At 68.4% G+C, this 20,467-nt stretch carries 17 protein-coding genes; 12 read left to right on the top strand and 5 right to left on the bottom strand.

Going from position 1 to position 20,467, the window contains the following annotated elements:
* Nucleotides 1–43 precede the first annotated feature (43 nt).
* Genes AC5I49_RS20055 through AC5I49_RS20030 form a run of 6 tightly spaced genes read left to right on the top strand, consistent with a single transcriptional unit; the run spans nt 44 to nt 7,797 of the window.
* Nucleotides 44–2,221: a TonB-dependent receptor gene (locus AC5I49_RS20055; protein ID WP_495789794.1), complete on the top strand. Its 2,178-nt coding sequence runs from the start codon at nt 44–46 to the stop codon at nt 2,219–2,221.
* A gap of 4 nt (nt 2,222–2,225) precedes the next feature.
* Nucleotides 2,226–3,992, top strand: a complete 1,767-nt coding sequence (locus tag AC5I49_RS20050; RefSeq protein WP_495789793.1) for an enterochelin esterase domain-containing protein — start codon at nt 2,226–2,228, stop codon at nt 3,990–3,992.
* A gap of 53 nt (nt 3,993–4,045) precedes the next feature.
* Entirely contained in the window at nt 4,046–5,017 is a 972-nt protein-coding gene (locus tag AC5I49_RS20045; RefSeq protein ID WP_446661782.1) for a siderophore ABC transporter substrate-binding protein, read from the top strand.
* A 46-nt stretch (nt 5,018–5,063) separates the two neighbouring features.
* Nucleotides 5,064–6,047, top strand: a complete 984-nt coding sequence (locus AC5I49_RS20040; RefSeq protein ID WP_016452016.1) for an ABC transporter permease — start codon at nt 5,064–5,066, stop codon at nt 6,045–6,047.
* The gene (locus AC5I49_RS20035) at nt 6,044–7,042 is read left to right on the top strand and encodes an iron chelate uptake ABC transporter family permease subunit (protein WP_495789792.1); all 999 of its coding nucleotides are present in this window, start codon (nt 6,044–6,046) and stop codon (nt 7,040–7,042) included. Before AC5I49_RS20040 ends, AC5I49_RS20035 begins: the two co-directional genes overlap by 4 nt.
* Entirely contained in the window at nt 7,039–7,797 is a 759-nt protein-coding gene (locus tag AC5I49_RS20030) for an iron ABC transporter ATP-binding protein (protein ID WP_495789791.1), read from the top strand. The genes AC5I49_RS20035 and AC5I49_RS20030 overlap by 4 nt, the downstream gene beginning before the upstream one ends.
* Nucleotides 7,798–7,865: 68 nt before the next feature.
* Here the strand turns inward: AC5I49_RS20030 and queA are convergent, their stop codons facing one another.
* Nucleotides 7,866–8,966 carry a tRNA preQ1(34) S-adenosylmethionine ribosyltransferase-isomerase QueA gene (queA, locus tag AC5I49_RS20025; protein WP_495789790.1) on the bottom strand — a complete coding sequence of 367 codons (1,101 nt, stop codon included), beginning with the start codon at nt 8,964–8,966 and terminating at the stop codon, nt 7,866–7,868.
* Nucleotides 8,967–9,063: 97 nt separating this feature from the next.
* Entirely contained in the window at nt 9,064–10,317 is a 1,254-nt protein-coding gene (locus AC5I49_RS20020; protein WP_016449151.1) for an HD-GYP domain-containing protein, read from the bottom strand.
* Between the two features lie 184 nt (nt 10,318–10,501).
* Between AC5I49_RS20020 and recG the strand changes: the two genes are divergently transcribed.
* From recG to ubiA, 6 genes are all read left to right on the top strand, one after another.
* Nucleotides 10,502–12,766, top strand: coding sequence for an ATP-dependent DNA helicase RecG (gene recG, locus AC5I49_RS20015; protein ID WP_046240191.1), 2,265 nt, complete (start codon nt 10,502–10,504; stop codon nt 12,764–12,766).
* A gap of 343 nt (nt 12,767–13,109) precedes the next feature.
* Nucleotides 13,110–13,883, top strand: coding sequence for an MHYT domain-containing protein (locus AC5I49_RS20010; protein ID WP_043789162.1), 774 nt, complete (start codon nt 13,110–13,112; stop codon nt 13,881–13,883).
* A 226-nt stretch (nt 13,884–14,109) separates the two neighbouring features.
* Nucleotides 14,110–15,075, top strand: a complete 966-nt coding sequence (locus AC5I49_RS20005) for a LysR substrate-binding domain-containing protein (RefSeq protein WP_016449154.1) — start codon at nt 14,110–14,112, stop codon at nt 15,073–15,075.
* Between the two features lie 120 nt (nt 15,076–15,195).
* A complete protein-coding gene (locus AC5I49_RS20000; RefSeq protein ID WP_016449155.1) occupies nt 15,196–15,783 on the top strand; it encodes a Dps family protein in 588 nt (195 codons plus the stop codon).
* Between the two features lie 50 nt (nt 15,784–15,833).
* Nucleotides 15,834–16,631, top strand: coding sequence for a phosphatase PAP2 family protein (locus tag AC5I49_RS19995; protein WP_061287263.1), 798 nt, complete (start codon nt 15,834–15,836; stop codon nt 16,629–16,631).
* A gap of 126 nt (nt 16,632–16,757) precedes the next feature.
* The gene (ubiA, locus tag AC5I49_RS19990) at nt 16,758–17,627 is read left to right on the top strand and encodes a 4-hydroxybenzoate octaprenyltransferase (RefSeq protein WP_046242069.1); all 870 of its coding nucleotides are present in this window, start codon (nt 16,758–16,760) and stop codon (nt 17,625–17,627) included.
* 73 nt (nt 17,628–17,700) lie between these two features.
* Here the strand turns inward: ubiA and proC are convergent, their stop codons facing one another.
* From proC to AC5I49_RS19975, 3 genes are read right to left on the bottom strand one after another with little or no spacing between them, the layout of a single operon-like run.
* Nucleotides 17,701–18,540 (bottom strand): pyrroline-5-carboxylate reductase, encoded by an 840-nt coding sequence (proC, locus tag AC5I49_RS19985; protein ID WP_277849310.1) that lies wholly within the window; start codon nt 18,538–18,540, stop codon nt 17,701–17,703.
* Between the two features lie 32 nt (nt 18,541–18,572).
* Nucleotides 18,573–19,364, bottom strand: a complete 792-nt coding sequence (locus AC5I49_RS19980) for a VOC family protein (protein ID WP_495789789.1) — start codon at nt 19,362–19,364, stop codon at nt 18,573–18,575.
* 38 nt (nt 19,365–19,402) lie between these two features.
* Entirely contained in the window at nt 19,403–20,419 is a 1,017-nt protein-coding gene (locus tag AC5I49_RS19975) for a tripartite tricarboxylate transporter substrate binding protein (RefSeq protein WP_495789788.1), read from the bottom strand.
* Nucleotides 20,420–20,467 lie beyond the last annotated feature (48 nt).

The following is a 20,467-nucleotide window of genomic DNA, read 5'->3' as shown; positions in this document are numbered from 1 at the left end:
CCTGGATGCGGCGCATTTTCTTCCGCCTTGAAAGCCCTCCCGGATGTCCTCTCGTTCCCGCACCGGCCTGCCGCGCGCAGGCGCTGTCAGCCCCTTCGCCCCCGTTTCACCGTTCCACGGCCTGGGCACCATCGCCCGTGTCTGCGCCATGGTTGCCGCTGCCGCTTTGCCCGCCGCCTCCTGGGCGGCCGACGCCGAACTGGGCGAGATCACGGTGCGCAGCACCACCGATCCCCAGGCACTGCCCACCGTGGCGCCGGGCGGCCAGGTGGCCAAGGGCGCGGGCCTGGGCGTGCTGGGCCAGCGCGATGTGATGGATACGCCGTTCAACATCACCTCCTACACGGCCGAAGGCATTGCCGACCAGCACGCGACCACGCTGATGTCGGTGCTGGAAAACGACCCCTCCGTGCGCTTCACCACCAACACCGGCCACGCCTACGAGAACTTCACCATCCGCGGCCTGGGTGTGAATGCCTCGGAACTGGGCTTCAACGGCCTGTACGGCCTGGCGCCCGATGGCCATGTGCCCACCGAGATGATCGAGCGCGTGGAAGTGCTCAAGGGCCCGGGTGCGCTGCTGAGCGGCATGACGCCGGGCGGCGCCGTGGGCGGCACCATCAACCTGGTGACCAAGCGTCCGCTGGCCCGGGACCTCACGCGCGTGACCACCATGTTCAGCAGCTCCTCGCAGCTGGGCCTGCAGGCCGATGTGTCGCGCCGCTTCGGACCGGAACGCCGCCTGGGCATACGCATCAACGGCAGCACCTCGGGCGGCGATACCGAGATCGACGGCCAGAACCGCCGCCATGGCCTGGGCGCACTGGCGCTCGACTACCAGGGCGACGGATTCACGCTGGGGCTGGATGCCTACAGCTACCGCTCCAACATCCGTGAGGGCAGCCCGATGATGGTCAGCATGCAGAACCTCAAGCAGGTGATTGCAGCGCCCGACGCCAAGACCAATCTCTTCCCGGGCATACGTGCCCAGCAGCAAAGCGATGCGCTGATGCTGCGCGGCTCGGTGGACCTGGGGGCGGACTGGACGCTGTTCGGCTCGGTGGGCAGCGGCAAGCATTCCTATGACGGCATGCTCAACGGCACGCGCGTGGTGCTGCGCGCCCAGGGCGACGGCTCGGCCGTGGGCCAGACCTACAACCAGTACGGCTACACCGACAGCATGGCGGCCGAGTTCGGCGTGCGCGGGCGCCTGCGCACGGGCAGCGTGAGCCATCTGCTGGTCGCCTCCGTGAACTGGATGAACCAAAAGGGTGGCCGCGCGGCCGTGGCCACCAGCGCCAGCTACATCACCAACATCTACGACCCTGCGCCCATCACGCTGGCCGGCCCCTACGGCGCCATCAAGCAGGAGCGCGACGACGTGCTCAGCAGCCTGGCCCTGGCCGACACGCTGAGCTGGGGTGGCGACACCGTACAGCTCACCGTGGGCGCGCGCCTGCAGCGCGTGAACCAGAAGATGGCGCGCTATGACGAACATGCCATCTCGCCCGCGCTAGGCTTGGTGGTCAAGCCCTGGGGCGATGCGGTCTCGCTGTACGCCAACCATGTGCAGGGCCTGAGCGCGGGCTCCATCGTCGGCGCCACCTACGCCAATGCCGGCGAAGTGTTCGCGCCCTACAAGACCAAGCAGTTCGAGATCGGCGCCAAGTGGCGCACGGGTGATTTCACGCAGACGGTCTCGCTGTTTCAGATCGAGCGGCCTTCGTCCGTGGTGGAGACCGCGACCAACCGCCTGCTGATGGATGGCGAGCAGCGCAACCGGGGCCTGGAGTGGAATGTGTTCGGCGAGCCGCTGCGCGGCACGCGCGTGCTGGGCGGCCTGGCCTATACGCAGGCCATCCAGAGCAAGACCCAGGGCGGCGCGCGCGACGGCTACGGCGTCTACGGCGTGCCGCGCTGGACGGCCAACCTGGGCGGCGAGTGGGATGTGCCCGCGCTGCCGGGCGCCACGCTCACCGGCCGCCTGATCTACACGGGCGCGCAATGGGTGAATTCGGCCAACACGCTGAAGATGCCCAGCTGGACCCGCGTGGACGTGGGCGCGCGCTATGCCACCCGCATCGCGGCCAAACCCGTCACCTTCCGCGCCACGGTGGAGAACCTGTTCGACAAGTCCTACTGGGCCGGCAGTTTCAACGACAACTTCGCCACCACGGGCGGCCCGCGCACGGTGCGTGTCTCGGCCACGGTGGACTTCTGACGCCATGGCGCAAGCTGCACGACAAGGCCTGTGCCTGGCCACCTCGCTGCTGTGCCTGCTGGGCGCAGCCGTCCATGCCGCTGAAGACATGACGGCAACCGCATCGCGGCAGGCCCTGGCCGCACGGCCGGGCACGCTGGCGCCAGGCCAGGCGGCCACAGGGGTCCTGGCTGCCGGTGGGCGCGAGTCCTGGCGCGTCGATCTGCCTGCCGGCCATGTGGTCCAGGGTGAATTCGAGGGGCAGGGCGTGGCCCTCGACCTGGAGGATGCCCAGGACCGGCACCTGCGTCGCCTGGCCAGGCCTGATGGCGGCGCCCAGTCGCTGATGTGGGTCACGGAGGGAGCCGGACGGCAGCGGCTGGTGGCCAGGCGTGTGGCCCTGGCTGACCCCGGTTCCGGCGGTGAGGCGCAAGAAGCGGGGCGCTTCGCGCTGCGGCTGACCTCCAGCCTGGCGCCTGCCGGCAACAAGGCCTCGGCCACCTCCGAGCCTCTGGCACTGCAAAGCCCGCGGCTGCGGGCTCTGGCGCAGGCAATCCAGCGCGGCGCGGGTGCTGGTGTGGCTGCCGACGCCTTCTGGCGGCGCGTGCAGGAGGAAGGAACACCCATGGTCGAGCCCCTGTCCGAGGGGCACTCTCTGGTCACCTTCCTGTGGCGCGGCCAGCCGCGTGCGGGCATGCAGGGCGTGCGCCTGTTCGGCAGCCCGGCCGGCAACCATGATCCGCTGCAGCATCTGCCCGGCAGCGATGTCTGGTGGGCCAGCTTCCGCATGGCGGACAACGCCAGGCTCAGCTACCGGCTGGCGCCCGATGTGCCGCTGATCGAAGGCTCGGCCATGGAGCAGCGCCGCGCCCTGCTGGCCACGGCGCAGCGCGATCCGCTCAATCCCAAGACCTTCCCGCAGCCGCCCGAGGGCGGCTTCATCGATGTCTTCCAGGGCGCCTCCGTGCTGGAGCTGCCCAAGGCCCCACCCCAGCCCTGGACGGCGCCGCGCGCGGGCGTGGCGCAAGGACAACTGGTGCAGCATCGCCTGCGAAGCCGCGTGCTGGGCAACAGCCGCGATGTCTGGACCTACCTTCCCGCAGGCGGCCAGGCGCCCGAGGCGCTGCTGGTGCTGTTCGACGGCAATGCCTATGCAAAGCAGGTGTCCACGCCCACCCTCATCGACAACCTCATGGCCGACGGCCTGATCCCGCCCACGGCCGTGGTCCTGGTGGACAACGCCAGCCCGCAGGCACGCGGCAGGGAATTGCCGCCCAACACCGCCTTCGCGCGCTTTCTGGATGAGGAGCTGATGCCCTGGGTGGGGGAGCAGGGCCTGGGCCAGCCTGCGGCGCGCACGGTGATCGGCGGCTCCAGCTTCGGCGGCCTGGCCTCGGCCTATGCGGGCCTGGTCAATGCGCGCTGGTTCGGCAATGTGCTGAGCATGTCGGGATCGTTCTGGTGGTCGCCGGCCGGCGAGGTGCCGGGCTGGGTGCAGCGCCGCTATGCCCAGGAGCCGCGCCAGCCCGTGCGTTTCTATCTGGATGCAGGCCGCTACGAGCGTGCACGCGGCGGGCAGGACGGCATCCTGGAAACCAACCGCCACCTGGCCGACGTGCTGCGCGCCAAGGGCTACGAGGTCACGCAGGCCGAGCATGAAACCAGCCATGACTACCTGCAATGGCAGGGATCGCTGGCCTGCGGCCTGGTGGCCCTGCTCAACCCCGGGCGCTTTGCCCAGGGCCTGCCGGCCTGCGAGCGCATGCCGGACAGCACGCCCGCACTTCCCTGAGGCCGCCAAGGCCAATGTTTGAACTTCCTGGCGATACAGCAATCATTGAAAGAATGAACACCTTGAATGCAAATCATTCCCGGCGCCACATCCTGGCGACGATGGGCCAGGGCGCGGGCATGCTGGTCACGCTGCCTCTGGCACTGTCCATGGCCCATGCGCAGACGGCAGCGGTAGGCAAGACCGTGACCGTGCCGCACGCCAAGGGCGAGATCCAGGTGCCCTTCAAGCCCGTGCGCGTGCTGGTGTTCGAGCTGGCGGCGCTGGACACGCTGCAGGCGCTGGGCGGCGAGGTGCGTGGCGTGCCCGAGTTCAAGATGCCGCCGCTGCTGGCCCGCTATGCCGATGCCAGGTATGCGCGCATCGGCAGCCTGTTCGAGCCCGACTACGAGGCCGTCAAGGCGCTGTCGCCCGACCTCATCATCGTGGGCGGCCGCTCCGAGGCCAAGTACAAGGAGCTGTCGCGCTTCGCCCCCGTGCTGGACCTGAGCGTCAGCGACCAGCACCAGATGGCCGATATCTACCGCAACATCCGCACGCTGGGCGCCGTCTACGGCCTGCAGGACAAGGCCGAGGCCGAGGTCCGGGCCGTGGAGCAGGCCATCGCCGCGCTGCATGGCAAGGCGCAGAACGCGGGCAAGGGGCTGGTGCTGCTGACCTCGGGCGGCAAGCTCAGCGCCTACGGTCCGGGCTCGCGCTTCGGCATGCTGCACGATGTGTTCGGCGTGAAGCCGGCCATCGACAACCTGACGGTGGCGCGCCATGGGCAGGTGGTCTCCTTCGAGTTCCTGCTCAAGACCAATCCCGACTGGCTGTTCGTCATCGACCGCGACGTGGCCATCGGCCAGGATGGCAAGACCGCCCAGCAACTGCTGGACAACCCGCTGGTGCGCGCCACCAAGGCCTGGCGCGGTAAGCAGGTGGTCTATCTGAACGCAGCCAACTGGTACACCCTGTCCAACGCCGGGCCAGGCGCGCTGAAGGCCAATATCCAGCAGCTGTCGGATGCCTTTGCCCGCACATGACGCCAAAGCGTTGAGCCCGCCTGTCGCCACCGCGCACGCCGTGCCCATGTCACGCCCCTCTCGCCAGGCCCTTGCCTGGCTTTTCGCGCTGGGCCTGCTGCTGGCGCTGTCGCTGGCCAGCCTGATGGTGGGCGCGGGCGACATGCACTGGAGCGTGCTGTGGTCGCGCAGCGAGGACGACCTGGCCAGCCAGGTGCTGGTCTACAGCCGCGTGCCGCGCACCCTGGCCCTGTTGCTGGCCGGCGCGTCCATGGCGGTCTGCGGACTGCTCATGCAGATGCTGGCACGCAACCACTTCGTGGAGCCTTCCACCGTGGGCACGGTGGAGTCGGCCAGCCTGGGCATGCTGGCTGCGTTCCTCTGGGTGCCGCACTGGCCGGTGATGGCCAAGATGGGAATTTCGGCCGTGGCGGCACTGCTGGGCACGGCGCTGTTCCTGGCCGTGCTCTCGCGCATCCGGCTGCGCTCGTCGTGGATGGTGCCCCTGGTCGGCCTGGTGCTGGCCGGCGTGCTGGAGGCAGCCGCCAGCTTTCTGGCGCTGCAGTTCGACATGATGCAGGCGCTCAAGTCCTGGTCCAACGGCGATTTCTCGCTGGTGGTTCAGGGCCGCTACGAGTTGCTGTGGCTGTCGCTGGGTGTCACCGCCCTGGCCTGCCTGGCGGCCGACCGCTTCACCGTCGCCGGCCTGGGCGAGAGCTTTGCCACCAATCTGGGCCTGAACTACCGGCGCCTGGTCTGGCAGGGGCTGGTGGTGGTGGCCGTGGCCACTTCCGCCGTGGTGGTCACGGCCGGCAGCCTTCCCTTTGTGGGACTGATCGTGCCCAACGTGGTGCGCCTGGTCCTGGGTGACAACGTCCGCCGCAGCGTGCTGTGGGTGGCGCTGATCGGCGCGGGCCTGACCCTGCTGTGCGATCTGGTCGGGCGCATGCTGATCGCGCCCTATGAAATCCCCGTGGGCACCGTGCTGGGCGTGCTGGGCAGTGCCCTGTTCCTGGCGCTCATCCTGCGCCGCCGCAAGGACCGTGCATGAGCAGCCTGCCGCAATCCGTTGCTTGCGCCGATCCGTCTGCGCGCAGTTGGGGCCGGGGCCGACGCCTGGCGCTGCTGGGAGGGCTGGCGCTGCTGTGCCTGCTGGCCTTCATGACCGTGGGCGTCAGGACCGACTGGGCCTTCGTGCTGGAGCACCGGGGCGCCAAGGTGCTGACCATGGCCCTGGTGGCCTGCGCCATCGGCCTGTCCACCGTGGTGTTCCAGACCGTGTCGCACAACACCATCCTCACGCCTTCGGTGATGGGGCTGGATGCGCTGTACCTGTTCGTGCAGGCGTCCATGGTGCTGATGCTGGGCGCGGCAGGCGTGTCCGCCATGGGCGAGGTCGGGCGCTATGCGCTCAACATCGTGCTGATGGTGGGCTTCAGCGTGCTGCTGATGCGCTGGCTCTTCGTGGGCCATGCCAGCAGCCTGCACCTGATGCTGCTGGTGGGCATGGTGGGCGGCATCTTCTTTCGCAGCCTGGCGGGGCTGGCCATGCGCGTGCTCGATCCCAATGAGTTCACGGCGCTGCAGGACCGCATGTTCGCCAACTTCAACGCGGTGAACCTGCAGCTGCTGGTGCCGTCGCTGCTGCTGATCGCGCTGGGCAGCGCCTGGATCTGGCGCCAGCGCCACGTGCTGGACGTGATCTCGCTGGGGCGCGATGCCGCCATCGGCCTGGGCCTGGACTACGATGGCCGCGTGCTGCGGCTGCTGGCCGTGGTGGCCTGCATGGTGGCCGTGTCCACGGCCCTGGTCGGGCCTGTCATCTTCTTCGGCCTGCTGGTCAGCAACATGGCGTATCACGCCATGGGCACGCGCCGCCATGCCTGGGTGCTGCCTGCGGCCGTGCTCTGGGGCTGCGTGCTGCTCATGGGCGGCCAGGTGCTGCTGGAGCAGCTTTTTCAATTCAATACCGTGCTGAGCATCGTGGTGGAGTTCCTGGGTGGAATCGTCTTCATCGTGCTGCTCATGCGCAAGGGGACCCAATGATCGAGGTGCGTGATCTGCTCAAGCGCCATGGCGGCACGACCGTGCTGCAGGAGCTCAACTTCAACGTGCCCGAGCGGGCGCTGACGGCCATCATCGGCCCCAACGGGGCCGGCAAATCCACGCTGCTGTCCCTGGTCAGCCGCCTCATGCCCATCACGGCGGGCAAGGTGCGGGTGGCCGGCCTCGACGTGGCCACCACGCCCACCGAGGCGCTGGCGCGCATCATGGCCATCCTGCGCCAGGACAACCAGAGCACGCTGCGCCTGACGGTGCGCGACCTGGTGGGCTTCGGCCGCTTTCCGCACAGCAAGGGCCGGCTGGGCCCCGAAGACCTGCGCCATGTGGACGAGGCGCTGGAGTACCTGCAGCTCACGCCGCTGGCCGAGCGCTTTCTCGACGAGTTGTCAGGCGGCCAGCGCCAGCGCGCCTACATCGCCATGGTGCTGTGCCAGGACACGCCTTTCATCCTGCTGGACGAGCCGCTGAACAACCTGGACATGGCCCATGCCGTCAGCATGATGGGCCTGCTGCGCCGCGCCGTCACCGAACGCGGCAAGACCGTGGTCATGGTGCTGCACGACATCAACTTCGCCTCCTGCTACGCCGACCACATCATCGCGCTCAAGGACGGCCGCCTGGCCGTGGCGGGCACGCCGGCCGAGGTCGTGCAGGACGAGGTCCTCAGCAGCCTCTACGGCATCCCCGTCAGCGTGCACGAGGTCAAGGGCCGCAGGCTTTGCCATTACTTTGGCTGAACATGCGGCGTTTCGGGCTTGGCGCGGCCTGAGGCGAGGGACACCAAGCAAGGGCCTAAGCCGGCCGCTCAGGGGGTGCTTTTCTTCTTCAACAGCATGGAGTCGCCATAGCTGAAGAAGCGGTACTCCTGCGCGATCGCATGGCGGTACAGCGCCATCACCTGCTCGTAGCCGGCGAAGGCGCTGACCAGCATCATCAGCGTGCTCTTGGGCAGGTGGAAGTTGGTGATCAGCAGATCGACCACCTGGTACTCGAAGCCCGGTGTGATGAAGATGCGCGTATCGCCTGAGAAGTTGCCCGTCTGGGCCCAGGACTCCAGCGTACGCACCGTGGTCGTGCCCACGGCGATGATGCGGCCGCCGCGCTGGCGGCAGCGTTCCAGCGCGGCCAGGGTGGCCAGCGGGATTTCGTACCACTCGCTGTGCATCTGGTGGTCGGCCAGGTTCTCGGTCTTCACGGGCTGGAAGGTGCCGGCGCCCACGTGCAGCGTGACGCTGGCGCGTTCGATGCCGCGCTCGGCCAGGCGGGCCAGCACGGCGTCGTCGAAGTGCAGTGCGGCCGTGGGCGCGGCCACGGCGCCGGGGCGGGCCGCGAAGACGGTCTGGTAGCGCTCGCTGTCTTCGGCGGCATCGGGGTCGTTGCCGGTTTCCTGGTGGCGCTCGATGTAGGGCGGCAGCGGCAGATGGCCGAAGCGCTCCATCAGCTCATGGGGCGTCTCGCCGCGCGGGCCTTCAAAGCTCAGGTGGAACAGCGGGCCGTTCTCGTCGGGCCAGCGGCCACGCAGCATGGCGTCGAAGCCGCCACCGTTCTTGCCGCCGCACAGGTGGATGCGCGAGCCGGGCAGGGGCTTCTTGCTGACGCGCATGTGGGCCACGACGTCGTTGCCTTCGAGCACGCGCTCGACCAGCAGCTCCAGCCGGCCGCCGCTGGCCTTCTCGCCGAAGATGCGCGCCTTGATCACGCGCGTGTCGTTGAACACCAGCAGGTCGCCGGGCTGCAGCAGATCGGGCAGCTCGTGGAAGATGCGGTCGGCGGGCGGGTTGGCATCGTCGCGGCCGTCGAGCAGGCGCGAGGCACTGCGCTGGGCGGCAGGATGCTGGGCAATCAGCTTCTCGGGAAGCTCGAAGTCGAAATCGCTGAGCGAGAACACACGGGACAGGGAGGACATGCAGTGCTTGAGGGCCGGACATGGCCCGTTCCAAGTTCGTTGAACGGAAGCTGGCAATTGTCGCAAACCCTGGGGTCATCCCCGGAATTGCCGGCGATCACCTGGCCATGGCGGCCTGAGGCTGGCGCTCGAACTCCAGCCACAGCGATTCCAGATCGGGGAAGTCCCAGTCCGCAGGGTCTTCGCGCGCGATGATGCGGTCGTTGCCCTGGCTTTCGGACAGGTCCTCGATCTCCGGCGTGATGCGGCAGGACTGGCGCAGCGAATAGAAGACCTTGACGCGCGGCGCCAGCAGGCTGGCCGGCGAGGCATCGACCACCACCGCCAGACGCTGCGAATGCAGGCGCACCAGCGAGCCCAGCGGGTAGATGCCCACGGTCTGCACGAACTGCTCGAACAGCCGCTTGTCGAAATGGCGCGGACTCCACTCGGCCATGCGACGCAGCGCCTCCGAAGGCGGCCAGCCCTTCTTGTAGGGCCGGTCCGAGGTGATGGCATCGTAGACGTCGCAGATCGCCGTCATGCGCGCCAGCAGGCCGATGTCGCCCTGCTGCAGCCCGTCGGGGTAGCCGCTGCCGTCCACCTTTTCATGGTGGTGCAGGCAGGCATCGATGACCTCGTCGTCCAGGCCCAGCGGGCGCAGCAGCTGCTCGCCGTGGCGTGGATGGGCGCGCATCAGCGCCCATTCGGCGTCGTCCAGCGGGCCGGGCTTGTTGAGCACGGTCACCGGAATGGCGGTCTTGCCCAGATCGTGCATGAGGCCGGCCATGCCGGCCTTGCGCAGGCTGTGGTCGTCCAGGCCCATGCGCTTGGCCAGGGCCACCATCAGCGCGCACACGGCCAGACTGTGCATGTAGGTGTAGTCGTCGGCGGTCTTCAGGCGGGCCAGGCCGATCAGCGCATGGGGATTGCGTGCCACGGAGGCCGTCACATCGTCCACCAGCTGTCCGGCGGCCGAGGCGTCCACGGGCCGGCCCAGCCGCGCATCGCTGAACAGGCGGCTCAGCAATTGCCTGGCCTGGGCGCAGGTCTGGGCCGCGCGGCGCAGCTCGGTGGCGGTGGAGATGGGGGCCGTGCTCTGCTCGGACGCAGGGCGGGCGTTGTCGGGGATCTGGTGGCGAAGCTCGTCCTGCGGGTCGAAGCGCAGGCAGGGCACCTGCACGCCCACGTCCAGGCCTTTGCGCACATCGATCCAGACTTCCTGGATGGAGGTGGCGCGCAGACGCTGGAGATCGGCCTCGGAGCGAAGCAGGAAACGGGTTCGCCAAAAGGGATGCTCCATCCAGGAGCCGCAGAACTCGTGCAGGAACATGCCCAGAGTGACATGCTGGACATTGATACGCTTCAACATGGCATTCGGTGGCGGGGTAACACTACGTAACGTCAGCGTGCATGGTAGCGGCTTCCCCAGAGACCCGGGGCGTCAAGGGTGCTTTGGGCAGGGCCGGCCGGCATGAACGTGGCGTGTTGCCTACACCTGTATATTCATACACTATGCTGCCAGCCAACGCGCATGTTCTGAAACAGGAAAGCCCATGCCCCTGAACGTCTCCTCTGCCTTTCCCGACCTGGGGCGCGACGCCCCTGGTGGCAAGGCCGCGCGCGCCGGCAAGGCAAAGGCTGGCGCAGGCAAGGGCGGCGCCAGGAAGGCCGGCAAGGCCTCGGCCACTTCGGGCGACAAGGCCGCCACGCCCGCACAGTCCGCTGCCAGGCCTGCCGCCAGTCCCGCGCAGAAGGCGCTGCAGAAAATGGGCCTGGTGCGCGACATCGACCTTGCGCTGCACCTGCCGCTGCGCTATGAGGACGAGACCCGCATCACCGCGCTGCGCAATGCGCGCGAAGGCGATACGGTGCAGATCGAGGCCACGGTCACCCACAGCGAAGTGCAGCTGCGCCCTCGCCGCATGCTCAAGGTCACGGTGGACGACGGCACGGCCGAATGCGTGCTGACCTTCTTCAGCTTCTACCCTTCGCACCAGAAAACCCTGTCCGTGGGCGCGCGGCTGCGCATACGCGGCGAGGTCAAGGGCGGCTTTTGGGGACGGCAGATGCTGCACCCCGCGTTCCGCGCGGCCGGGGGGGATCTGCCCACGGCGCTCACGCCCGTCTATCCGGTGGCGGCAGGACTGCCCCAGGCCTATATCCGCCGCGCAGCGGCCACGGCCATGCTGCGGGCCGACCTCTCCGATACGCTGCCCGCAGGAGAGCACCCGCCCGTGGCCCATTTCCACGGCAACGGCGGGCTGCCGCCGCTGTTCAGCCTGCGTGACGCGCTGCAGTTCCTGCACCATCCCACGCCCGATGTGGCCCTGGCCACGCTGGAAGACCATTCGCATCCGGCCTGGCAGCGCCTGAAGGCCGAGGAACTGCTGGCCCAGCAACTGTCGCAATACGAGGCCAAGCGCGAGCGCGCGCGGCTCAGGGCGCCCGTGCTGCGCGCATTGCCCATGGACAGCGCCCAGGGACTGGCGCGCCAGTTTCTCGACCAGTTGCCCTTTGGCCTGACCGGTGCCCAGCAGCGCGTGGTGGGCGAGATCCTCGCCGACATGGAGCGCCGCATGCCCATGCACCGGCTGCTGCAGGGCGATGTGGGATCGGGCAAGACGGTGGTGGCGGCGCTGTCGGCCGTGGCCTGCATCGAGGCCGGCTGGCAGTGCGCGCTGATGGCGCCCACCGAAATCCTGGCCGAGCAGCATTTCGGCAAGCTGGTCGGCTGGCTGGAGCCGCTGCTGGCCCCGCTGGGCAAGCGCGTGGCCTGGCTGGCCGGCGCGCAGAAGAAGAAGGAGCGCACCGCCATGCTGGAGCTGGTCCGCAGCGGCGAGGCGGCCCTGGTGGTGGGCACGCATGCCGTCATCCAGGACCAGGTGGAGTTCAAGAACCTGGCGCTGGCCGTCATCGACGAGCAGCACCGCTTCGGCGTGGCCCAGCGGCTGGCGCTGCGCCAGAAACTCGCAGCCTCGGGCATGGAGCCCCATCTGCTGATGATGAGCGCCACCCCGATCCCGCGCACCCTGGCCATGAGCTACTACGCCGACCTGGATGTCTCCACCATCGACGAGCTGCCGCCTGGGCGTACGCCCATCGTCACCAAGCTCATTGCCGACAGCCGCAAGGACGAAGTCATCGAACGCATCGGCGCCCAGGTCGCCCAGGGGCGCCAGGTCTACTGGGTGTGTCCGCTGATCGAGGAAAGCGAGGCGCTGGACCTGTCCAACGCCACGGCCACCCACGCCTACCTCAGCGAGATGCTGCCCGATGTCATGGTCGGCCTGCTGCATTCGCGCATGCCCACGGCCGAGAAGAAGGCGGTGATGGAGCTGTTCTCGGCCGGCGTCATGGGCGTGCTGGTCTCCACCACGGTGATCGAAGTGGGCGTGGATGTGCCCAACGCTTCGCTCATGGTGATCGAGCATGCGGAGCGCTTTGGCCTGTCGCAGCTGCACCAGCTGCGCGGGCGCGTGGGACGGGGCGCTGCAGCTTCGGCCTGCGTGCTGCTGTATTCGGTGGGAGACAGCGGCCGCCTGGGCGAGACGGCCAAGGACCGGCTGCGTGCCATGGCCGAAACCAACGACGGCTTCGAGATCGCGCGGCGCGACCTGGAGATTCGCGGTCCGGGCGAATTCCTGGGTGCGCGCCAATCAGGCGCTCCCATGCTGCGCTTTGCCGATCTGGAGCAGGACCTGATGCTGCTCGACTGGGCCCGCGAGCTGGCGCCTCGCATGCTGGAGCAGCACCCGCAACTGGCCCAGCGGCATGTGGACCGCTGGTTGGGCGGCAAGGCCGAATTCCTCAAGGCCTGATGGGCCGGCCCCTGCTTGCGGGATGTTCCTGTTACGTATTTTTACGCGCGCGGGCGCTGCCTGGTGGCGGCCTGCTCCGCAGGCCTGCAGCCCGCGCCAGGCAAGGTTTGCGTGTGCGTTGTAGCTGTCGGTAGGGAGCGCTTCATGCGGTCCTGGCGGTGACATCTGCGCGCGGCGACGGCATTGAGTATTTGTGACATTTTGGTACATTGAGTCGCAAAAAACAGGGTAGGTCCATCCGGGAGGGGATGGCCTGCCACTCCTCCCCACGCTTCCCCACGGGGAGGACGGCCGTGATCACTCTTGTGTTGTCCCATCTTTCTGAGAATGAGGAGCCGTCCACATGAATGAAGCCGTTCAAGCGAATGAACTCGTCGAGACCTCCTGGCGCATGGGCCTGGTGGCCCTGTCCTATGGCATTGCCGTGCTGGGCTCCTTCGTGGCCCTCACGGCGGCACAGCGCATCCGCGGGCGCACGGGAATCAGCTGGCTGAATCTGCTGGCGGCCGGCACGGCGCTGGGCGGCATAGGCGTGTGGTCCATGCATTTCACGGGCATGCTGGCGCTGAACCTGGGCATGGGCTCGGGCTACTCCATGGTCGAAACCCTGGTGTCCCTGGTGGCTGCCGTCGCTGCGACCTCGGTGGCGCTGGCCTTTGTCGCGCGGCGGCCCGAAAGCGGGTTGCGCGTGCTGGGCGCCGGCACCCTGCTGGGCCTGGGCGTGGCCTTCATGCATTACCTGGGCATGTACGGCATGCGCTTTCCGGGCTTCATCGTCTGGTCCGTTCCCACCGTGGTGCTGTCCGTGGCCATTGCCGTGGTGGCGGCCAGCGCCGCTCTTTGGCTGTCGTTTCGCACCGGCTCGCTGGGCATGCGGGCGCTGGCGGCTGCCGTGATGGGGGCGGCAGTATGCTCCATGCATTACACGGGCATGGCCGCAGCAGACTTTGTATGCATTTCCGAGACACAGCGGTATGCTCGGCCGCAAGGTTTTGCCGTGATCAGCGCTTTGGACCTTCCCGTCTTTACCGTGATCGTGGCCATAGGCCTGGCAGCATTGATAGGCATGGACCAGCTCATGCAGCAGCGCGACCGGATGCGCCGGCCGCTGCACTAGGTGGATAAATGCAAAAAGCCGGCAGGTCGGGGAGCGCGCAGTGGTCATGCGTGGACGAGGACTGGCACAATCGAAATAGGACAAATCCTAGAGTCTGCACAGGAACTTTTGAGGGGAGCACCCCGGCAACCGGGCCGCAAGGCCTGGTTGCACGAAGGTTTCGGCCCAGGTTCCAGGTCTAAGACCATCGTATTTCCCGAGGTTCCCTCCCAGACACAGCTCGCCAATGACACTTACCGAACTCAAATACATCGTGGCCGTGGCACGTGAAAAGCATTTTGGCCGCGCCGCCGAAGCCTGTTATGTGTCCCAGCCCACGTTGTCCGTGGCGATCAAAAAGCTGGAGGAGGAGCTCGATGTCAAGCTCTTCGAGCGCAGCGCCGGCGAAGTGTCGGTCACGTCGCTGGGAGAGGAGATCATCCGGCAGGCGCAAAGTGTGCTGGAGCAGGCCGCCGAGATCAAGGAAATCGCCAAGCGCGGCAAGGACCCGCTGTCGGGCGTGCTCACGCTGGGCGTGATCTACACCATCGGCCCCTACCTGCTGCCCGATCTGGTGCGCAACTCCATCCTGCGCACGCCGCAGATGCCGCTGATGCTGCAGGAGAACTACACCATCAAGCTGCTGGAGATGCTGCGCACGGGCGAGATCGACTGCGCCATCGTCGCCGAGCCCTTCCCCGACACCGGCCTGGCGCTGGCGCCGCTGTATGACGAGCCCTTCATGGCTGCCGTGCCCAGCACCCATGCGCTGGCCCAGAAGGACCATGTCTCCACCAGCGATCTCAAGAACGAGACCATGCTGCTGCTGGGCTCGGGCCACTGCTTCCGCGACCATGTGCTCCAGGTCTGCCCCGAGTTCGCACGCTATGCCAGCAATGCCGAAGGCATTCGCCGCACCTTCGAAGGTTCGTCGCTGGAGACCATCAAGCACATGGTGGCCGCCGGCATGGGCGTGACCCTGGTGCCGCGCCTGTCCGTGCCCGCCGATGCGCTGGAGACCACGGCGCGCCGCCGCAAGACCGACGAGCCGCACATCCGCTACCTGCCCATCCTCGAGGACGACGGCTCGGCCCCGCCCACGCGCCGCGTGGTCCTGGCCTGGCGCCGCAGCTTCACGCGCTACGAGGCCATCGCCGCCCTGCGCAACGCGGTCTACGCCTGCGCCTTGCCCGGCGTCAAACGCCTGTCCTGATGACTGCACCGCTGCGCGGGCCGTGCCTCCAGGGCCACCGCGCTTGCGTTATCGTTGCTTTCGGTCTCCGGGCGGTCTGCCCGGGGCATATTCCATCCGTACGAAGTTGAAAGGGATCCCATGGCCAAAAATGCCAGCAAAGACAAGTCCGGTGCAAAGAAGCCAGAGGCCGTGCAGGCCGCCAAGACCGTGCAGGCAGCGACGGCCGATGTCGCACCGGTGTCCGTGCGCTCCAGCGCCATCCACATCGGCATCAGCGACAAGGACCGTGCCGCCATCTCCAAGGGCCTGTCGGCCCTGCTGGCCGACACCTACACGCTCTATCTGACAACGCACAACTTCCACTGGAACGTCACGGGCCCGATGTTCAACACACTGCACACCATGTTCATGGGGCAGTACACGGAACTGTGGAACGCCGTTGATCCCATCGCCGAGCGCATCCGCGCCCTGGGCCATTTCGCACCGGGCTCCTATGCCGACTTCGGCAAGCTCACCAGCCTGGCCGACGTGCCCCACGATCCGCCCAAGGCCCTGGAGATGGTGCGCATCCTGGTGGCAGGCCATGAAGCCGTGGCACGCACGGCGCGCAGCCTCTTCCCGCTGGCCGACAAGGCCAGCGACGAGCCCACGGCCGACCTGCTGACCCAGCGCCTGACCGTGCATGAGCAGACCGCCTGGATGCTGCGTGCCCTGCTTGAAGAGTGATGCTGCACATGTCCCAAGCACCTGCCACGGCCCGGGAGTGATGACCGCGCATGCTCCGGACCTGGATTGACGCACACGCCGCCACGAGCGGCCTGTGCCTGGTACTGGCCGCCTTGGGCGGCCTTTTTTTCTACCTGCGCCTGCCCGCCGCCGCGCGGCTGCGCCATGCAGGCCTGCCCATGCCACGCGCCGCATGGCAGGGCCTGGTTGCGGTGGGCCTGCTGGCCGCGCTGGCCCTGGGCGTGATGGTGCGCGACATGCTGGGCCTGGGCCAGCCCGCAGGCTGCGCCTCCTGCACCGACTGGCCGGTGCTGGACGATGCCCTGCACCAGTGGCTTGCTGGCCATGCCACCGATGCCTGGGTGCGCCCCGTGGTCGCCTTCACCCAGCTGGGCCATGTGGGCTGGATGGTGTCGCTGTCTGTTGCCGTGCTGGCGCTGCTGCTGTGGCGCCGCGACTGGCTGCATGCGGCCGCCTGGGTGGTGGCCACGGCGGGAGTCGGCCTGTGGATACGCGCCATCAAGACCAGCGTGGGCCGCCCGCGCCCCGTGGGCGGCTGGGTGCCCGAGGGCGGCTTCAGCTTCCCCAGCGGCCACAGCGCCGGCACCTTCGTGCTCTATCTGATGCTGGCCTGGCTGCTGCTGCCGTACCTGCGGCCTGCCTGGCGCTGGTGCGTGGGCCTGGCGGCCCTGGCCGTTGCCCTGGGCGTGGGCGCCAGCCGCGTCGTGCTGCGCGTGCACTATGCCAGCGATGTGCTGGCTGGCTGGCTGCTGGGCCTGGCCTGGATGGCGCTGGTGATCTGTGCCGTGGAGTGGGCGCAAACCCGCGTTGCCGGCAGGCGCTGCTGAGGCGCGCCGCCGAGCCCGCCCGCCCAGCGGCGACAATGCGGGCATTTTCGAATGTGATGCGTGCGATGGTCGGCCCACGGCCGCCATCGGCGCCCAGACGCCATGCCTACCTCCTCCTCTACGCCCATGCCTGCGCCCCGGCGCAGCAAACTGTCGCTCTACCTGGATCTGGTCCGCTTCAACCGGCCGGCCGGCTGGCTGGTCCTGGTCTGGCCCACGCTGGCCGCACTGTGGGTGGCGGCGGGCGGGTTTCCGGGCTGGCATCTGCTGGTGGTCTTCGTGCTGGGCACGGTGCTGATGCGCAGCGCCGGCTGCTGCATCAACGACATCGCCGACCGCGACTTCGACCGCCACGTCAAGCGCACCACGCAGCGCCCCATCACCTCGGGACTGGTCTCGGTGAAGGAGGCCGCGCTGCTGGGCGCGGCCCTGGCCCTGGTTTCGCTGGGCCTGGTGCTGACCACCCGCTGGGAGGCCGTGGCCTGGTCCGTGCCCGCCGTGCTGTTCACCATCCTCTACCCGTTCACCAAGCGCTTCTTCGCCATGCCCCAGGCGTTTCTGGGCATCGCCTTCAATTTCGGCATCGTCATCGCCTTCGCCGCCGTGCAGGGGCAGGTGCCCGCAACGGCCTGGATTCTGTGGTTGGCCAACATGTTCCTGGTGCTGGCCTATGACACCGAATACGCCATGGTGGACCGCGACGATGACCTCAAGATCGGCATGAAGACCTCGGCCATCACCCTGGGCCGCTTCGACGTGGCGGCCGTCATGGGTTTCTTCGTGCTCTGCGGCCTGCTCACGGTCTGGGCGTTGGCACCCTTCGGCCTGGCCTGGCCTTTCTGGCTGGGCCTGGCCGTGGCTGCGGCCCAGGTGATCTGGCACTTCACCCTGATCCGCCACCGCACGCGCGAAGGCTGCTTCGTCGCCTTCAGCAAGAGCCACTGGATCGGTGCCAGCCTGTTCGCGGGCGTGGCGCTGGGGTTTGCGCTGCGCTGAGGGCTCAGCGCTGAAAAAACAAGGGAGGCCGGTGCCTCCCTTTTGCATGGTGCCTGGGCGCGCTGCGTCGGGCTCAGCGGCCGAACTCGGCGGCCAGCTCCTTGGCCCGTGTTTCCGCCGCCCGCATGGCGGCCACGAAATGCTCGGGCACCTGTTGCGCCTGCAGGTGGGTGATGGCGGCGTGGGTGGTGCCGCCCTTGCTGGTGACGCGCTGGCGCAGCACGTCGGCGCTTTCGGTGGAGCGGGCGGCCAGCTCCGACGCGCCCTGGAAGGTGGCCACGCCCAGGCGGTAGGACTGCTCGGCCGTGAGGCCCATGTCAACGCCAGCCTGTGTCATGGCTTCGAGGAACAGGAAGACATAGGCCGGGCCCGAGCCCGACAGGGCGGTCACGGCGTCCAGGTGCGCTTCCTGGTCGACCCAGACGAACTGGCCCGTGGTGGCCACCACCTGCTCGATGGCGCTCTTGCCTGCGGCATCGACCTGGGCGCGGGCGAACAGGCCCGTCATGCCCTTGCCCACCAGGGCAGGCGTATTGGGCATGGCGCGCACGATGCGGCCCGTGCCCAGCCACTGGGCGATGGCGTCCGTGGGAATGCCGGCGGCCACGCTCAGGTGCAGGGCCTGGGCGGTGTGCGGCGCCACGGTCTGGGCGGCTTCCTTGAAGGTCTGGGGCTTGACGGCCCAGACCACGATGCCGGCACCGTCCAGCGCGCTGGCGGCGGCCGCGGCATCGGCATGGGCCGTGATGCCGAAGTTCGTGCGCAGCGCATCGCGTGCAGCCTCGAAGGGTTCGACGACGACGATGCGGTCTGCGGATTGGCCCTGGCCGATCAGTCCGCCGATGATGGCGCTGGCCATGTTGCCGCCACCGATGAAGGCGATGACAGGGGAGGCTGTGGAAACGGTGTTCATACTGGTGGCGGTGGAGAAGGAAAACGAAGAGTTTAGAGCGTGTTCCCACCGTGCCAGCGCATGTCCACGCCATGGCTGGCGGCCAGGTCCAGGGGCTGTGCCGGGGCGCCGGGCCGCTGGCGCAGGGTGAGCGCGCAAGGGCCCTCTCCGCGCGTGGCAAGGCGCTGGCGCAGTGCGTCGCAGGCCGCCAGTGCCTGCGCGCCTTGCAGCAGCAGGTCGAACCCCGGCAATGCCAGCCGCGCGCCCTGGTTGTCCAGCTTCTCCTGCGGCAGGCCCGGGCCCAGCAGCGCCCGGTAGCGGTCCAGGCTGGCGTCCAGATCGTGCACGGCGACGGTCAGCGAGGCTACGCCCAGCGCGCCGTTGGGATGCTCGCGCACGCTGCCTTCGGGCACGCGCAGCGCGCGCGGCGTGACGTCGCCGCACAGGAAGGGCAGGTCGGGCGTGGCGTGGCGCGCCGTCTGCCACAGCAGTTGCGCGCCGTCGGGGCGCACGCGGCCTCCGTCCACGGGGCCGACCAGGGTGTCCAGCCCCCGCCCGCGCGCCTCGGCCAGGGCCTGGGAGGTGCTGCGGGGCAGCAGGGCGAAGTCCACCAGCCCTTCGCCATGGTCGCGCAGCGTGCGGTACCAGCGCTCTTCGGGGGCCGGGGCGGTCCAGGCAATGATCTCCAGGTAGGCGCCATCGGCAAAGACGACCAGCGCGTTGTGCGAGGTGCGGCCCGGATGGCGGCCGCCGATGACGACCTGGAAGCCCAGCGCGCGGTAGTCCGCCACGGCGGCCTCGAGGTCCTGCACGGCGATGACGATGTGGTCCAGCGGAAGTGCCATGAATGCTCCTGTGTTGTAAGGGGGTGCCGTCCGGATTCTCAGTCTTCGAGCTGGATCTTGTTGTCCCGCACGAAGCGGCCCCAGCGCTCATATTCCTGGCGCACCCAGCGGTCGAGGGTGGGTCCGTCCGTGGCCATGACTTCGAAGCCCGACTGCATGAGCTTGCTGCGGATGTCGGGCGTGTTCAGCGTGGCCTGGAAGTCTTCGGTGAGCTTGTGCACCGTGGCGGCCGGCGTGGCGGAAGGCGCGAACACGCCGATCCACGAATAGGCCTCGAAGCCCGCAAAGCCCGATTCGGCCACGGTGGGCACGTCGGGCAGCTCGGGCAGGCGCTTGAGGCCGGTCACCGCCAGCGGCTTGATCTTGCCCGCCGAAATCTGGCCGCGCAGCGCCGCGTAGCTGAGCAGCGTGAGGTCGGACACATTGCCGAGCACGGCCTGCACGGCCGGGCCGCCGCCGCCGTAGGGCACGTGCAGCACGTAGGTGCCCGAGCGGCGCTTGATGTCTTCCATCACCAGGTGGTTCATGGACCCCAGGCCGGTCGATGCGTAGCTGTATTTGCCCGGGTTGCGGCGCGCCAGCTCCAGGAAGCCGGCCAGGTCCTTGGCGGGCACCGAGGCCGAGGCGCCGATCACCAGCGGAAAGCGAAGCGCCAGCGACACGCCCGTGAAGTCCTTGAAGGTGTCGTAGGGCAGCCGGGACTTGGCGATGGGATTGATGGCATGGGTGTCGAAGCTGAACAGCAGGGTGTTGCCGTCCGGGGCCGACTTGGCCACGTACTGGGTGGCGATCTGGCTGGCGGCGCCGGGGCGGTTCTCGACGATCACCGACCGCCCGGCCACCTCGCCCAGGCGCGGCTGCAGTATGCGCGCGGCGATGTCGGTGCTGCCCCCTGGCGGGAAGGTGATGACCAGCTTGAGCGGGGCGGCACCCTGCGCGAACGCCGTGCCCGCCGGCCCCAGCAGGGATGCGGCGGCCATGGCCAGCAGCAGCTGGCGGCGGTAGAGGTGGCGTGAAGGGCTGCGTGTAGGGCTGCGTGAAGGGCGGCAGGGCATGGAAACTCCTTTTCAAGCGCATTGACGGGCAGAGGGGAGAGGGGGTCT

It is taken from the genome of Delftia sp. (assembly GCF_059499305.1).
Note: the sequence above shows the minus strand (reverse complement) of the source record. Positions and strands in the feature narration are given on the sequence as shown.